The sequence below is a fragment of the [Clostridium] celerecrescens 18A genome (genome assembly GCF_002797975.1).
GTDB classification, from domain to species: Bacteria; Bacillota; Clostridia; order Lachnospirales; family Lachnospiraceae; genus Lacrimispora; species Lacrimispora celerecrescens.
Genome location: NZ_PGET01000001.1, coordinates 2,921,712 through 2,937,152, shown reverse-complemented (window position 1 = coordinate 2,937,152; position 15,441 = coordinate 2,921,712). Strand labels below are relative to the sequence as shown.

Genomic DNA, 15,441 nt, shown 5'->3' with positions numbered 1-15,441 from the left:
AAGGAGTTATATATGTATAGAAAAAAGAAAGAGAAGTTTGAAAATGACATAATAAATCAGGCGAGTGCTGTAGTTGCCAATGAAATGGCCGGAAATGTGCAGACTGGAACTGAAAAGGCGATTAGTGGCATGGAATTATTTAAATGGAAAGCGGGAAGAGTAGCAAATGTTGGGTTTGAGCAGTCAAAGGGAAATCTGTTTGAATATATCGAAGTAGCGAAACTGGAGAGGAATATGGCAAATACTGGCGCACAGGCATTTGACAGAACCCCCCTAACTGATGCTTCTGGTGTTATGGGAGGATTCGGAGAAAATACTGCGCCGGATGACTTCAGATTACAAAAAAATCAAAAGATAATTGGAAGGGGACAGGCAAAATATAATAACGAATCGCATAAAGCTGCCCTTAATTTTACTAATGAAAAGTATATCCAAATGCAACGAATAGCCCCCAGTGATCAAGTAAATAATATAAAGAAGCAGTTGGATACTATGCTGGCAAAAGGTGAAATTTCCCAAAATGCATATACAGACGCATGTAATAATTTACAGTATAAAGGGTTGAGCGACCCTGACTCTGGTATATCATCGGGAGGAACCACCTCAGAAGAAATCAAGAGCTTAATGGGCAAAGATGGTAAAGTATCTCAGGACGCAGTAAAAAAGTATGCAAATCGTTTTGAAACCCGACAATATATACAGGAAATAGGTACAACGGTCGCATATGGGGCAGAAGCGGCAGCAATTACTACCGGTCTAGTATCTGGTGTACAGAATATGTATGCTGTACTTAACGGACGGAAGAAATTAGATGAAGCTTTAAAAGATATTGGAATCAATACAGTAAAAGGTGCGTCAAGAGGTGGTACAACGGGGTTAATTAGTTCTCTTTTACATATTACAGGTGTGAAAGCAAAGGTTGCGCTTATATCTGATTCCAGTGTAGCAACGGTGATTGCGGGTAGTATCGTTGATGGAGGCGCCGCAATATTTGCTTATGGAAAAGGCGAGATATCATCAGAGCAGCTTAAAGAAGAGCTGCAGAATACGACTGTCAAAGCAACGACGACAATATATTTTACAAAGGCTATAACCACAGTGGTTGGGTCTGTAAATCCATTTATAACAATGTCTATATATTCTGTTGCCAGTTATGTGGTTATATGTACTAGAGAGATTATAAATAATGCAAAATTAAATGCCGCTGAATATATTCGCATTGCCAATTTACTTGATGAGTCTACAAAATTAATGGAAGATTTCCATGTACTGATGAATGGGTATCTGCAATATTATGAGCAAAAACAAAGGCAAGTGATGCAGCAATTTTTGTGCGATTTTGAATATAATCTTGAGTCCGGTAGGAGTTATGACCAGGCTATTTATACTATCATTAAGTTTGCAAATCAGACAGGATTTGCATTGCAACATGCGAATTTTTCGGATTTCAGCAGTGCAATGATATCAGATCAAGATTTTGTTTTAAAATAAATGGTAAAAAACTTTATATGACAGACACTGTCACCCAACGTCTCTATACTAAAACAGTAAGGCTTTTTAGTATAGAGACGTTGGGTATTTTTATGATTAGAATTAAATAGAAATTTGTTTGTGACTATTAAATATAGTCAAATGTGTGTTGTTGACATCTAAATTCAATCATGATAAACTTAATTCAATTTAGATCGAATTAATTAAGAGGAGGAAAATATGGAACCTACAGAAAAAGATATAGTAATAGAAAAGATTAAGGAAATGCCAGCGGAACAGGTGGTAAAAGTGAGGATTTTTATAGCGGGTTTGGAGGCTGGTGAAAACATAAATTCAAAATCAGAAATAGAAAAAGGTAGAAAACAAAAATAACAATAATTAAGACGAGGTGACTATATGGGAAAGGGTAAGCTAACTGAAGTGGTATTTGGAGTTTGCGAGAGGGGGATTCCACCATAAATAAGAGTAGGCGTAAATTTTTGCGTTGTTAAAATAGGCATGTTATAAAGGAGACAAAAGATGAGAAAAAATTATAAAATGTTGGTTGGAACAGTTTGCGGTACTGTAGTGTTATGTTCCTTCATAGGGTTTACTTCATTTGCTGATAAATCTGAGAGCTTTAAGGAGAATGGAATCCCGGTAGCAACAGAAAGCACAGCTTCACCTGATATAACCACATCCGAAAGTGGCACGGAAGAAGCTCCAGGAGACCAAGAAAATGCAATAAGTGATACTGGATCGGAAGAAGCAAAAACAAAAGAAACAGAGACGGAAACGACAGCGCCAGAAGAAAATGTGTTAGATAATAAGACCTTGCAGGATATACAATCTGCTGCATATGCTAAAAGCGATATTTATGCAGGTCTATTGGAAGAAACTCCTAAATTTATACCTGTCACTAATCCGCATTGGGTATCTGATCAGCCAGGAGTGGCAACGTGGGATGAATTAGAACCTGAACAACAGCAAAATGTAAAGGGACTTTTTCTGGTTATTTATAAGAATGGTGAAAAGATTGGACAAAGAAATGCTAATGTCGGATATGCAACAAATTTGAAACTTCTTGAAAGTTTTGATGGGGATGGATCCTATCAGTTTAAAGCTGTATACCGCATGTCAGATCAATATGACGGAGAAGAGGATTATTTATCTGATTTGAGTGATAGTTTTGAATATTCACTTACCGGAAAGACCATGCCTATTCCGACCGGATTCCACAGGTGATAAAGCGCAGGAAATTACAGATTCGATTTATCAGAGGACATATGAAATATTAGAAAGTCAGGAGGATTAAGTATGTACAGATATCATTTGATAGCTTCGTTTAACAAAGAGCTAAAACTGCCAAAATATAAAATAATTTCGGAAAAAAGTACAGTTCAAGCACAACTGCCAATGTTGACAACTGCTGGGAATTTTCGATATGGTCTTCAAACAACCATTAATGAACTTAAGAGGCAGAATATATATCCTTCAGAAACTGGATATGATGCAATTATCTTTGGATTAATGGTATATATTGCAGATATGAAAATATCTAGGATTAAACAATCACAGGATTCGTGGACAAGGGAAATTATCTTGTCTATACCAGTTTATGATAATCGTTGGGAAAAACATAAAGAAATTTTAGAACGAATGCTTAGATTTTTAACAGGAGATATATGGACAATAGAATTCAGTAAAAGAGGATCAGAGTTTGTTCAAAAAGAGAAACGGAGTATACGTACAGAAAAATATGAAACAGCATCATTATTTTCCGGAGGTATGGATAGCCTCATAGCTTCTATAAATTATATGGAGCAAAAGCAACCAACACTTCTGGTAAGTCATGCTGGAGAATCAAGGGTAAGAAGTTGGCAAACGAATTTGTTAAAAATTTTGGATCACGAGTATCCAGATGTGTGCCATGAAAATGCATATTTATGGACTAGTCTTGGAGATATTGAATTACCAGAAGCGGATCAAGATAAAAATCAGCGAAGTAGATCTTTTCTATTTATTGCAATAGCAATGTTTGCAATGAGTGGAACAAAAAATTGTACAAGATTGTTTATGCCAGAGAACGGATTAATAGCATTAAATGTACCACTAGACTCCACTCGTGTTGGTTCACATAGTACAAAGACGACACATCCTTTTTATCTTAAGTTATGGAATGAAATTAGTCAGGATATGTTTGGTATTTCTATCACAAATCCATACTGGAATAAAACAAAGGGTGAGATGGCAGCGGAATGTTTAAATAAAGACATACTCAAGGTTGCAATGGGTGAATCGTTTTCCTGTTCGTCAGTTAATAATGCTAGTATTAGGGGTGGACATTCTCAGCATTGTGGGCACTGCTTACCGTGCATTATTAGAAGGGCTGCAATGTATCATGCGTTTGGAGCTTATGATCCATCGGAGTACTTATATTCTGAAATTAAAAATATTGAGAACAATCGAGAATTAGTGGGTGAACAGTTGCGTTCTTTTCAATACGCAATTCGTAAAGTAACACAAACACCAAATGCTAAAAAAATATTAATTCATAAGTCAGGTCCACTAAAAAATGATGAGAAATATCTTACAGAGCTATCGGATATGTATTACCGAGGCCTTATGGAAGTAGAACAATGGATTCAGGATAATGGAGGAAAGAATAATTGCTAGTTGACACACATTTTCATTTGGATTTGATGGAAAATATGCAGTCTTTAATAAAACAATTTCGTGGAGTGGATGTTGGAATAATTGCTGTTGGTACAACACCATTGGCTTATAGTAGAGAATTAGAATTTGTTTCTGGAATTAATAATATTAGGGTTGGACTAGGGTTTCACCCTCAGCTTGTGGAACAAAGAGAGTATGAAATTGATTTGTTTTTACAAGAATTAAAAAAGACAAGATATGTTGGTGAAGTTGGACTTGATTTCAATAAAGACAATATTAGATCGAAAAAACAACAACTTTATTTTTTTCGAAAAATAGCTCAAACATGTGCAAAACAGGGAGAAAAAGTTATATCTATTCACAGTGTTAATGCTACAAATGAAGTGATCAACATTCTTGAAGAAGAAGGTACATTTAAAAACTGTATATGTATATTGCATTGGTTTACTGGAACAGCAATACAGAGAAAAAGAGCAGTTGAGAATGATGCTTATTTTTCCATTAATCAAAAAATGGCGAAAACAAAGTCAGGTCAACAAACAATTCGCAATATTCCTGCTGATAAAATATTATTAGAGACAGATGCTCCATTTACGGGAATGATTAGTTCGGTAAATAATTTACAAAACGAACTTGAAAGTATTATTCAAGATATTTCACTGATTCGTCGTGAAAATATGATGCAACAGATAAAATGTAATTCTGAAAATATTTTTGATTAAATAGGTGTGTTTAATTGCATTTCTTGTTATGTGCTGGGGATCTTCAAGCCAATTAACAGTGTTTATGGTCCTATGTCAAGATTTAGCACAAGTTAAAATGAGAATCGAATCCTCATATTAATCAGCAAGCAAGATTCCATCTTTCAGACTCTTTTGATAAAGTTTCTCATAATCGTCTAGTGGCATATAATTGCAGTGACTGTGAATCTGCTTGGTATTATAAAAAGCTTCCAGATATTCAAAAACAAGCTGATATGTGTGTTTGAAATTCTGGATTTTAAGAGTGTGTGATGAAAAGTTTGTAAATGCAGATCTTCTATGATAATTACTGAGCTGGAGGGCTATGAATGTAGCTTCCAGCTTGAGACTGTTTCAAGTTTTGAGTAAACAAAACAAACTGATATAAGATAAGTTAATAGTTATGAAAGGGCAGAGCCGATTTGTATTGGATCTGCCCATATCTGCGTGTGCCCGGCGGGCACACGTTCCAACGAGTGTAAGTCTTGTCCGATACGGTATTGCAGCTTATTGTCATGACTTTTTGCCTCCAATTAAGAAAAGCCGACAAAAGCACTTGAACCACAGAATGCAACTCTATTTCAAAAGAAAAACTATGATGATTAATTTGCGTTCTAAATTTGAGATTCTCAAATCTAGATTTTTTTTTGAATTTCATTGAGAAAATAGAGGTATTCTGATATAATTTCTATGTCGTTAGATTAAGGATAAGGAGAAGAAGAATGAGTGTAAATTATGACAAATTATGGAAACTCCTCATAGATAAAAAAATGAAAAAAACTGATTTCATGAGAGAAGCAGGAATAAGTTCTAATGCTTTAGCACATATGGGAAAAAATGAGTCGGTTTCACTTGATTGCATTGAAAGAGCATGTAGACTGTTTGGTTGTAAAGTCGATGATTTATTAGATTTTGTTGAAGAAGAAAAGTGAATGTGAGGTAAGAGAATGAAAGACAAGCATACAATTCGTACATTGAGTTTGTTCTCAGGTGCGGGTGGCTTAGATATAGGTTTTCATAAGGCGGGATATGATATTGTTGGTTGCGTAGAGATAGAAAAACAGTATTGTGATACTATGATTGCAAATCGAAATATGAAGAGATATTTTAATCCAAATGCAAAAATATATTGTCAGGATATAAGACAATTTGATGCAAACGAATTTGTTAATATGGGAATTGAATGTGTTATTGGAGGACCACCATGTCAACCTTTTTCAGCAGCTGGGAGAAGAGCAGGTGGCGTTCCGGGAATGCAAGATGAAAGAGGAATGTTATTTGAAAGTTATTGTAATGTATTAAGGATTCTTAAGCCAAAAGTATTTGTGTTTGAAAATGTTTATGGATTAAAGGGTGCAAATAATGGAGAAGCATGGAATGAGATAGTAGCTTCTTTTTCTGAAATAGGGTATTTAATAGAAGCAGAAATTTTAGATGCAGCCGATTACGGAGTTCCGCAACACAGAGAGAGATTGATTCTTGTAGGAAGACTTGACGGAGATTATTCGTTTCCAGAGCCAACTAATGGACCAGATTCTTCATCAGGTAAACAATTAGTTTCAATTTTCGATGCAATAAAGGATCTAAAAGACGAAGCAAGTGGGAGTGAGGATTTAGGTGGCATGTACGGTCATCTTTTACCACTTGTACCAGAAGGATTAAATTATTCCTTTTTTACAAAGGAAATGGGGTATCCAGAACCATATTTTGCTTGGAGATCCAAATTTCATGATTTTTTGTATAAGGCAGATAGGAATAAACCTAGTAGAACATTAAAAGCACAGCCAGGCAAATTTACAGGACCATTTCATTGGGATAATAGGCATTTTTCAATACATGAATTAAAAAGGATTCAAAGTTTTCCTGATGATTATGAATTAACAGGAACAAATACACAAGTCATAGCACAGATTGGTAATTCAGTCCCACCAAAGCTTGCTGAGGTAATTGCAGTATCAGTTCGGGAACAATTACTGCGTCCTACTGATAATCTAACATATAAGACTCGAGATGTTGGATTTAAATCAACATTCAGAAAACGTCAAAGAGAAACAAGTAATTATTATAAACAAGTTGCAGAAAACGAAATAATTAAAAGATTTGGTTCAATAAATGCTGATAAAATAATTGGTGCGTACTTTGGTTTCGATAATAGTTATTATATTGGATATATATCAAAATTTGCGAAGGAGACACTAAAAAAGAAACCAAGTATAAAGCAGACGGAAAAATATCAATCTGTATATAAAATCCAATCAAAATGCCAAAACGAGAATATTGATATTGATATGACAATGTGTAATGGTAAAAATTTACTAAAGGGAACAATATGTATTAGAGGTCTTCGTAAATACTTGTTAAAAGTTGATACTCTTCAATTGACATTTAAAATAGGAGATATATGTAATATATTTGATGTGTGGGATGTAATTCAAAAAGAGTTAGTAGACATGAGTCAGTTCTATTCATTAATTGATATTTATGGTCATTATGCAAATCGTGGAGATACAGTTAAAGTTTCTACATTATTCCAAGAGATACCAGATAATGAAACATTAATAAAAGAAATTAATTTTTTCGGCGACTCGGATAACTGTGGTTTATATATATCAAGAGCAGATGTATCGGAAAAAATGGGATTATCAATCGAAGATATAGACAAATTTGTTGAGAAAATGAGAAATCTACGTTTTGATGTACGAACCGCAAAAACACATCCTACAATACGAACAGATGAAATTATTTGTACTTATCCATTTCCAATGTTATCAGAAAGAGTTTTATTTAATAAAAAAAGTGTGAGGGAGGCATAAACTATGTGTGACAATTCAGAAAAGAAAGAAATTGCTTCAGACGTTTCGGAACAACAAGAGAAAGAGTTGCTAAATAATATTCTTTCAAAATGTTATGATGAAGCTGAGAATGAATTTAAAAAAGATAATCAGACAGACTTAATAACCTATATTGGTGATGAGGATGCAAAAACAATTATTGAGTTAGCAAACATAAAACATGCATCAAGAGGAGCGGCACTTACGCTTGCAATCTATAAAATTCTTCATCCAGAGCAGGATATTAGAAATCATAAGTCCGAATATGAAAACGGCTTTTCAGCAAGGGGGGTAGATACAAAAGTAACAGTTCCTTTTTTACTTGAACACGGATTACCATATAATGTAGAGTCGCATTGGCTTAGTCAGACATTGTCATTTGCTGGTCCATTTTTGCCGGATTCAGTTCTTAAAACAGTTCCCAAAAAAGCAGGACCTGATTTAATCATAACTGCTAATCTAATACAGAATGCAGACAGTAATGAACGTTTAGAAAAAATTGTTATCTTAATTTTAGAGAAAATGATTGAGGAGAGGAACAAAGGGAAAATACCACTAACGAAGCCAAAAAACTTAAGCATAGACCAAGTGATGCAATTATTGCATGAACATTTTAAGAGTCCTTATCAGAAAAATGCTCCTAGACTCCCTCAAGTTGCATTGTATGCAATGTACCAATGTCTAATGAAGGACGTTGGAAGATATTCTGATTTTGAGTTAAAACCGTTGGAGAGAATGAAGACTGCAAATAGAAAAAGTGGTACTGTAGGTGACATTGATATCTGGAAAGATGGGAGACCGATTGAAGCTGTAGAAATAAAATTTGAAATTCCAATTAATAAGTCACATGTAAGTGAAACAATGCAAAAAGTTAGAGCAGAATCAGTTGAAAGGTATTTTATTTTATCTACGGCAGAGACATTACCTAGCGATATAGATGAAATACAGAGAATGAAAGATGATTTTATGAAAACAAATGGATGCGAAATAATAGTAAATGGTGTTTATGGTACATTAAAATATTATTTACGTTTACTAGAATCAACAAATGAGTTTATAAATTCATATACGGATTTATTGTCTATTGATGAAGATGTTAATTATGAGCATAAGAGTGCGTGGAATAAAATATGTGCTGAAAGATAGTGAGTGTAAAATAACCAGAGTAATATTCTGGTTATTTTTTTGTGTGCAGAGGTGCAACCTTTGACGGAGTTGAGAGGCAGAGCCTTCAACAAGTTAAGGGCGGTAACCATTGCCCAGGTTAATAATGCTTGCGTCATTAAATACTGGGTATTACGATGACGTATAATTAATTTCGCAAATTTTTTTTAATAAAAATAGACATGGTCTATAGTCGTTTGGTAAAATTAAGTCACCACAACCAAATACTCTCAACGCCTTGCTGGATCATGAAGCAGATGAACTCGTTAATGCTGAAAAATACGAACCTTCCGGTGATCACAAAGGGTATCGTTCCGGACATAACAGCAGAAATTTCAACCACTGCCGGTGAGGTCAAATTGAAGATGCCAAAGTTAAAAGGCGTTCCGTTTGAAACTGCCATTATTGAGCGATATTGCCGCAGAGAATGCTCTGTGGAAGAAGCCCTCATTGAAATGTACCCCGCGGGTGTTTCTGTCCGCCGCGTTGAAGACATTACCGAGGCGTTATGGGGAACCAAGATTTCACCTGGAACTATAAGCAATCTAAATAAAAAGGCCTATGAACATATTGAAACGTGGAGAAGCCGCAAACTTACCGGTTCTTATCCGTATGTCTTTATAGATGGTGTTTACTTAAAGCGTAGCTGGGACGGCGAAATACAAAACGTCTCTATCCTTGTTGCCATTGGAGTCAACGAGGATGGATGTCGTGAAATTATTGGCGCGGCCGAAGGCATGAAGGAAGACCGTGAAAGCTGGAGAACATTCTTTGTATAATTATCCTGAAAGGATTGCCTAATGGGTATTAGTCGAAAAACCGGAAGCTTGCAGCAAATATGTCAATGGTGCAATTGATAATGAACTTTATCGTGCGATTGAACAAATTAATTTGTTGTTTGAAGAATATACAAAAACTATTATATAGTCTTTGATTAATGTTATCTCTACCCTCCTGGGAGTCGGGCAGATGGGTTGGGTGGTCGGAATGGTATACAAAGAAAAGGGAATCTTTGATAGATATACAAGTTTTTGGAACTAAAAAAATGTAATGAAACAAAGAAGTTAGAGAGATATTTTAGAACGCAGCATTCAATATCAGCTAATTGATATGATTGAAAAAAGCTAAAGAAAAGGTAAATTTGTCGACGTTTTAAACACAAATGGAGACCTAGATCCCTGGCCCTTTTATAATATATTGCTGGTGGTAAAAAGAGAAAAAATTCTTGAAAATCAACATTAAATTAAAACTGCAATTGTCAGAAATGGAAAACTTATAAACATTGATTATCATATGAAACATTGGACAACATGGACATAAAAAAGGAAATAAAATATGATTCTTTCAGATAAACATCAAGCAAGAAAATTAATTGAAATTATTGAATCAAACATTAAAAAAACAAAGGATCAAATTGTAGCTATTCTTGCTGAAAATGAAGCAAAAGATGCCCTTGCAAATCTTAAATTTGATAAAACATCTTTTGATCCATTAAGTGGTGAGCCAATTAACTTTATTGAAATGCTTAACCAGGCGTATTCAGATCTTGTGGTACTAAAGGCTGTTGAAGATCTTATGAGTAGATACGAGGACAAAGCCTTTGAGCTTAATATGGGTGCATTAACTGGCTTTGATATTGTATCTACAGACAAGAAAGTTGTTGCAGAGTGTTTTGCAACAGTAACAGCCTTCAATAACCAAAAAATAAAAAAGGATTCTAAGAAGCTGATGCAGTTAAATGATGACGTTAAAAGATACATATATTTCTATTCAAGAGAAGATTCACAAGATAGAATAGTAGCTTTTACTGAAAAATATGGAAGCATAAAATACATAAGAATTGAGGCGTTTTAAGTGAGTGAATCAATTACACTTAGTGAAGTTAAAAAAATATGTTCTACAATTAATGTAGGTAAGCTATTGAAAGACAGTAAACAGAGTTACGCTGAGATTTGTCGATTTGGGAGTATTACTGATAGGAATCAAATAAAAAGCATTCAGAAAACAATAAGAAAACATAAATTATTTGATTATGTTGATGAAGATCAAAAACATTTATGGGCTTTTTATGGTTATATCGGAGCTGATGATTGGGTTTGTATTGAAGTTGGGAGTAGCGATGATATTTTAGAAGAGATCTGTGGAATTGTGAAGTTGATGTATGAACCTTCTTGTGATGTGGATAAAAGATCTGTTCTTCATAAGGATGTAGTAATATATAAATCAAAGAGTTATACGGATAAGATTTGCTATAAATATCGATACATGAACAAATTGTTTAATGAATTCTGGTGGATTGAAATTAATGTAGATAATCACCAAGATGGTAATGATAATGGATATGATAAAATTAATTTTGCAGAAGTGTCATATGCAGTTAAGAATAAGGCTCTGATTTGGAATCCGGCACCAACTGCTACAGATAGAAAAAATAGAACAAATACAGAAAAACAGATTTTAGCTGAGGTTTACAAAATAAATTCGTAAATAAGTAGAATATATATTTGACGCAAATAAGAGATCTTAGAATTTTGCAAAAAGGAAAAGCGCAAGGTAACAGCGAAGGATATTATTAATGCTTTGTTTCCCGGTAAACCACAGCCGTTTTTAAAGCAAATATGAAGGTGGCCTTTATCAATTTAATACCAGTTATTATCTATGCTGCTGTTATTACAGGTCAGTTTATGGATAAGTTCTCTGGAGGTATTAAAATCGGTGTGGGAATTGTTTTTGTTATTGCGTATATGGCATTAACATTGATTCCTTATGTTCCTTTTGCAGTAAACATTGCAAGCACGATAATGTATGCAGGTCTGCTTTGGGCTTTGTGTGATAAGGTTGGAGCTACTGTGGTAAGAATCTTTTTGAAGGTGATTACCGCTGGATTTGTTGGTTTATTAGAGCTTAGCATTGCAATGGCGAGGAAAGATTAAACCTTGTTATGCTTAACGATGCAGTTCCTGCAGGAGTTAAATTAGAGTAGGTTATAAAACTAGTGTCTTAGATTAAATATCGATATTAAATATATTAAATATCTAGGACGCATTTTATTTTTATTGAAAGTATTCGCTAAGACGAATATAATCAAAAATAGGTATATTGTTGTCTAATCGGAGGATAGATAATGGATAATGGGACATAAAAACAAATAGAATAGAAGCTGGTAATAAATGTAAAGGAGGAAAAACAATGGCTATTCCAAAATTTGATGAGAAAAATATAATTGAGGCACTTAAGTTCATTGATGAGAATGGTGTACCTGACAAAAATAAAAGTACACAGTATGTGTTCGTAACAGAAGACGGAAAAAAGTATCCTCCAAAATATGTAATTGCAGTGGCAGATCATATTGAAAACGGAGTAGAAATAGCAACTGACGGATATAATGCAGTTGAAGCAAAGGGATACTTTGAGGCACGTGGATATAAAATTGAAATTAAACAGGAGAAGTTTGAGCTTACGATCACAGCTGAGTCTATTGTTTCAACAGATAATAGATTTATTATTGATGATCTTGGCTTGGGAGATAACTATGAGCCAATAGATGCTTATTTTATATCCGCAAATAAAGAGACTATTCGAAGAAAAAGAAATAAAAGTGAAAATAGAATATCAAATCAGTCTTTACCAAGATTGGCTTTCCAGATTTATGAAAAGCAGATTGTGTCTTTGTCTGATTTAGATAAAAAGGAGTTCCCTGTATGTAAGTATAATCCTAACCAGGATTATGTTCGTGGAATATTCCCAAGTGAAGAAGCGTATAAACAGTACAAAAATTCTATGGAGTTTTTAACATACTGGAGAGAAAATGGTCCTAAGTTTATTATCTACTCTTGGAATGTATTTTCAACACTTATCTTTGTTCAGGAGTGCTTAAAACGATTCGGAAATACAGGAGATAAGTTCATTTTGGTTTATAGAGATAAGACCAAGACTGAAAATACTGTAGCAAAGGCTGTAGAAGCAGAAGAGAAAAAATCTTCACAAGAGTGTAAGAATCCTTATTCTAAACTGTTATTAGAATCGAAGAATATCATCTTCAGAGGAGCTCCTGGTACAGGAAAGTCTTATCTTGCCAAGCAAATTGCTGCAGATATTATTAGTAATGGGTACACCAATCAGTATGCTGATTTAACTGACGAACAGAGAAGACAGGTTGAATTTGTTCAATTTCATCCAAGCTATGACTATTCGGATTTTGTGGAAGGTCTTCGTCCAAAGATGAATGAAGATGGAAGCATGGGATTTGAATTACAAGATGGTATCTTTAAGAGCTTTGTTGATAAAGCAAGAAGCAACTTTGAGGATTCTCAGAAGTCAAAAGAAATCAGAGAACAAGAGGTTTCTGCAAAAACCATTATGGCTAATTTCTTTGCCAATATTGAATATGGAGACAATGAGTATCAGACAATTAAGGGAAGTAAGTTCTCTATTACAAATGTAGATGATAAACATATTTACATTTCAATTCCAGGTAATGAAACAGCTGACAAGCTTAGTTTGAATATTGCTGAAGTTCGTAAGATGCTAGAATCAGGCATGGAGTTTAATAAGGTCAGTGATATCACAAACTTTTTTGGAAAGCAGTTTGCAACTCAGTCTTATTCATATGACTTTGCACTTTTTAAGGCAATTAAAGAGGCTGGATCAGATGGGATAAAAGCTTCTGTTGCACCGGAAGAGTTGAAAAAATATATCTTCATTATCGATGAGATTAACCGTGGTGAGATTTCAAAGATTTTTGGAGAATTATTCTTCTCAATCGATCCTGGTTATCGTGGTAAATCAGGTGAGGTTGCTACACAGTATTCAAATATGCATGCAAATCCTGATGAGAAGTTCTATATCCCAGAGAATGTATATATTATTGGAACAATGAACGATATTGATAGATCTGTGGATAGCTTTGACTTCGCAATGCGTAGAAGATTTAGATTTATTGAAATCAAAGCAGATGATACGCAGGACATGCTGGAATCATTAGAGAATGAAGAACTTAAGAATGATGCTGTTAATAGAATGGATAAGCTGAATGCAGAGATTCTTAAGGTAGATGACTTGAATGAGAACTATCAGATTGGTGCTTCATATTTCCTTAAATTAAAGACATTAAGCTTTGATGATCTTTGGACTGACTACCTGCATCCGTTATTACAAGATTATGTTCGTGGATTATACGACGAAGAGGGCATCATGAAGAGATTTGCCAGAGCATATGGATATCAAGCTTTAGGTGAAGGTGATGCAGATGAAGCAACTGAAAATTAAGGATAATCAATATAAATTAAAAGAAGAGTTCTTTGAAGTTAAATCCGTAGTAGATCGAGTTGCAGATAAAACATTAGAACAGCTTGAGCGAGAGGGCATTTTTGTATTTCCTGATATAATTAAAGAAGCAGAGGATATAACAAAGGATCAGATGATTCTTCAAAGCTATAATGATATGTATTGCTCTGGAAATGTCATGGGATTCCTTGGCTCAGGTGATGAACGTCTCGTAATCGAGTCCAGATTTAGCTTGGGTGAGAATGATTATTTCTTTCAGTATCTATTAGAAAAAGTGCTGGATTTTCCCAACTTTATTAACTTAAATACTAATGCTAATCAGGACGACAGAATGTTTAACTTGCTGTTATTCCTCTTCCCACATTACCTCAAGAGTGCTGCGCGCAAAGGAGCATATAAGACTTATATCCGTAATGAATATAATGATGGGAATGTAAGAGGAACAATCGATGTGGCAAGGCATATTAAAAAGAATATTCCGTTTGTGGGGAATATAGCTTATAGTCAGAGAGAATATTCATTTGATAATTATTTGATGGAGCTCATTCGTCATACAATCGAGTTTATAAAGTGCAAACCTTATGGTTATAAGCTGCTTAATACAGCAAAAGATGAGGTTAAACTGATAGTAGACTCGACACCGGAATATCATGTTGCCGATATAAGATCAATTATTGAAGCAAATAAAAAGAAAACGCTTAGGCATGCATATTATCATGAGTATAGAGATCTTCAAAGATTATGTATTTTAATCTTACAGAATCAGAAGCATCAGTTTGGATTCGTTAATCGAAAAGTATATGGCATTCTCTTTGATGGAGCTTGGCTTTGGGAAGAGTATGTTAATACGCTTATTGGAGATATCTTCTATCATCCAATGAATAAAGCTGGAGCAGGTGCTCAACGCTTATTTGCTGGTGGAATTGGTTTGATCTATCCGGATTTTATCGGAAGAGATTCAGAAAACAGAATCATTGCAGATGCTAAGTATAAGCCAATAGATAATATAGGAAATAAGGATTATCTTCAGGTGCTAGCATATATGTTCAGATTCGATGCAAAGAAGGCATATTACCTATATCCAGATGCAAAGGAGTCTGGTGATTTTCTTTTGATGCTCAATTCGGGTTCTACATACGAAAAGAATGTATTAGCCAGAGAAGACATTAGTATTACTAAGCATGGCTTAAAAATACCGAGTGACTGCGCAAATTATAATGACTTTGTAGAACAAATAAAGATTAGTGAAAGGACTTTTAGTTCATCATTGTAGT

Annotated in this window: 13 protein-coding genes and 1 pseudogene; all 14 read left to right on the top strand. The window is 34.4% G+C overall.

What is annotated here, in order from left to right; translation table 11 throughout:
* The first annotated feature begins 12 nt into the window (after positions 1-12).
* Positions 13-1,491: a hypothetical protein gene (locus H171_RS13525; RefSeq protein WP_100305620.1), complete on the top strand. Its 1,479-nt coding sequence runs from the start codon at positions 13-15 to the stop codon at positions 1,489-1,491.
* A 219-nt stretch (positions 1,492-1,710) separates the two neighbouring features.
* Positions 1,711-1,863 carry a hypothetical protein gene (locus H171_RS24180; protein WP_157803161.1) on the top strand — a complete coding sequence of 51 codons (153 nt, stop codon included), beginning with the start codon at positions 1,711-1,713 and terminating at the stop codon, positions 1,861-1,863.
* Positions 1,864-2,010: 147 nt separating this feature from the next.
* Positions 2,011-2,715, top strand: a complete 705-nt coding sequence (locus H171_RS13520) for a hypothetical protein (protein ID WP_100305619.1) — start codon at positions 2,011-2,013, stop codon at positions 2,713-2,715.
* Positions 2,716-2,787: 72 nt separating this feature from the next.
* On the top strand, positions 2,788-4,146 hold the full coding sequence (gene qatC / locus H171_RS13515; RefSeq protein ID WP_100305618.1) for a Qat anti-phage system QueC-like protein QatC: 1,359 nt from the start codon (positions 2,788-2,790) through the stop codon (positions 4,144-4,146).
* The gene (gene qatD, locus H171_RS13510) at positions 4,140-4,868 is read left to right on the top strand and encodes a Qat anti-phage system TatD family nuclease QatD (protein ID WP_100305617.1); all 729 of its coding nucleotides are present in this window, start codon (positions 4,140-4,142) and stop codon (positions 4,866-4,868) included. Before qatC ends, qatD begins: the two co-directional genes overlap by 7 nt.
* A 740-nt stretch (positions 4,869-5,608) precedes the next feature.
* Entirely contained in the window at positions 5,609-5,818 is a 210-nt protein-coding gene (locus H171_RS13500) for a helix-turn-helix domain-containing protein (RefSeq protein WP_054789654.1), read from the top strand.
* A 15-nt stretch (positions 5,819-5,833) separates the two neighbouring features.
* A complete protein-coding gene (locus tag H171_RS13495; RefSeq protein ID WP_100305616.1) occupies positions 5,834-7,699 on the top strand; it encodes a DNA cytosine methyltransferase in 1,866 nt (621 codons plus the stop codon).
* A 3-nt stretch (positions 7,700-7,702) separates the two neighbouring features.
* Positions 7,703-8,863, top strand: a complete 1,161-nt coding sequence (locus H171_RS13490) for a hypothetical protein (RefSeq protein ID WP_100041390.1) — start codon at positions 7,703-7,705, stop codon at positions 8,861-8,863.
* 238 nt (positions 8,864-9,101) lie between these two features.
* Positions 9,102-9,651, top strand: a pseudogene (locus H171_RS13485) (IS256 family transposase); the annotation flags it as partial.
* A 565-nt stretch (positions 9,652-10,216) separates the two neighbouring features.
* Complete coding sequence (locus H171_RS13480) at positions 10,217-10,735, top strand: hypothetical protein (protein WP_100305615.1); 519 nt, start codon at positions 10,217-10,219, stop codon at positions 10,733-10,735.
* Positions 10,736-11,368 carry a hypothetical protein gene (locus tag H171_RS13475; protein ID WP_100305614.1) on the top strand — a complete coding sequence of 211 codons (633 nt, stop codon included), beginning with the start codon at positions 10,736-10,738 and terminating at the stop codon, positions 11,366-11,368.
* Positions 11,369-11,505: 137 nt separating this feature from the next.
* A complete protein-coding gene (locus H171_RS13470) occupies positions 11,506-11,814 on the top strand; it encodes a hypothetical protein (RefSeq protein ID WP_147297046.1) in 309 nt (102 codons plus the stop codon).
* A 256-nt stretch (positions 11,815-12,070) separates the two neighbouring features.
* Positions 12,071-14,149, top strand: a complete 2,079-nt coding sequence (locus H171_RS13465) for an McrB family protein (protein ID WP_100305613.1) — start codon at positions 12,071-12,073, stop codon at positions 14,147-14,149.
* On the top strand, positions 14,130-15,440 hold the full coding sequence (locus tag H171_RS13460) for a 5-methylcytosine restriction system specificity protein McrC (RefSeq protein WP_100307525.1): 1,311 nt from the start codon (positions 14,130-14,132) through the stop codon (positions 15,438-15,440). The genes H171_RS13465 and H171_RS13460 overlap by 20 nt, the downstream gene beginning before the upstream one ends.
* Position 15,441 lies beyond the last annotated feature (1 nt).

Coding starts and splice junctions, on each gene's coding strand:
- H171_RS13520 (WP_100305619.1), top strand. CDS start 2,011: ATGAGAAAAAATTATAAAATGTTGGTTGGAACAGTTTGCGGTACTGTA.
- H171_RS24180 (WP_157803161.1), top strand. CDS start 1,711: ATGGAACCTACAGAAAAAGATATAGTAATAGAAAAGATTAAGGAAATG.
- H171_RS13490 (WP_100041390.1), top strand. CDS start 7,703: ATGTGTGACAATTCAGAAAAGAAAGAAATTGCTTCAGACGTTTCGGAA.
- qatC (WP_100305618.1), top strand. CDS start 2,788: ATGTACAGATATCATTTGATAGCTTCGTTTAACAAAGAGCTAAAACTG.
- H171_RS13465 (WP_100305613.1), top strand. CDS start 12,071: ATGGCTATTCCAAAATTTGATGAGAAAAATATAATTGAGGCACTTAAG.
- H171_RS13525 (WP_100305620.1), top strand. CDS start 13: ATGTATAGAAAAAAGAAAGAGAAGTTTGAAAATGACATAATAAATCAG.
- H171_RS13495 (WP_100305616.1), top strand. CDS start 5,834: ATGAAAGACAAGCATACAATTCGTACATTGAGTTTGTTCTCAGGTGCG.
- H171_RS13480 (WP_100305615.1), top strand. CDS start 10,217: ATGATTCTTTCAGATAAACATCAAGCAAGAAAATTAATTGAAATTATT.
- H171_RS13460 (WP_100307525.1), top strand. CDS start 14,130: ATGAAGCAACTGAAAATTAAGGATAATCAATATAAATTAAAAGAAGAG.
- H171_RS13500 (WP_054789654.1), top strand. CDS start 5,609: ATGAGTGTAAATTATGACAAATTATGGAAACTCCTCATAGATAAAAAA.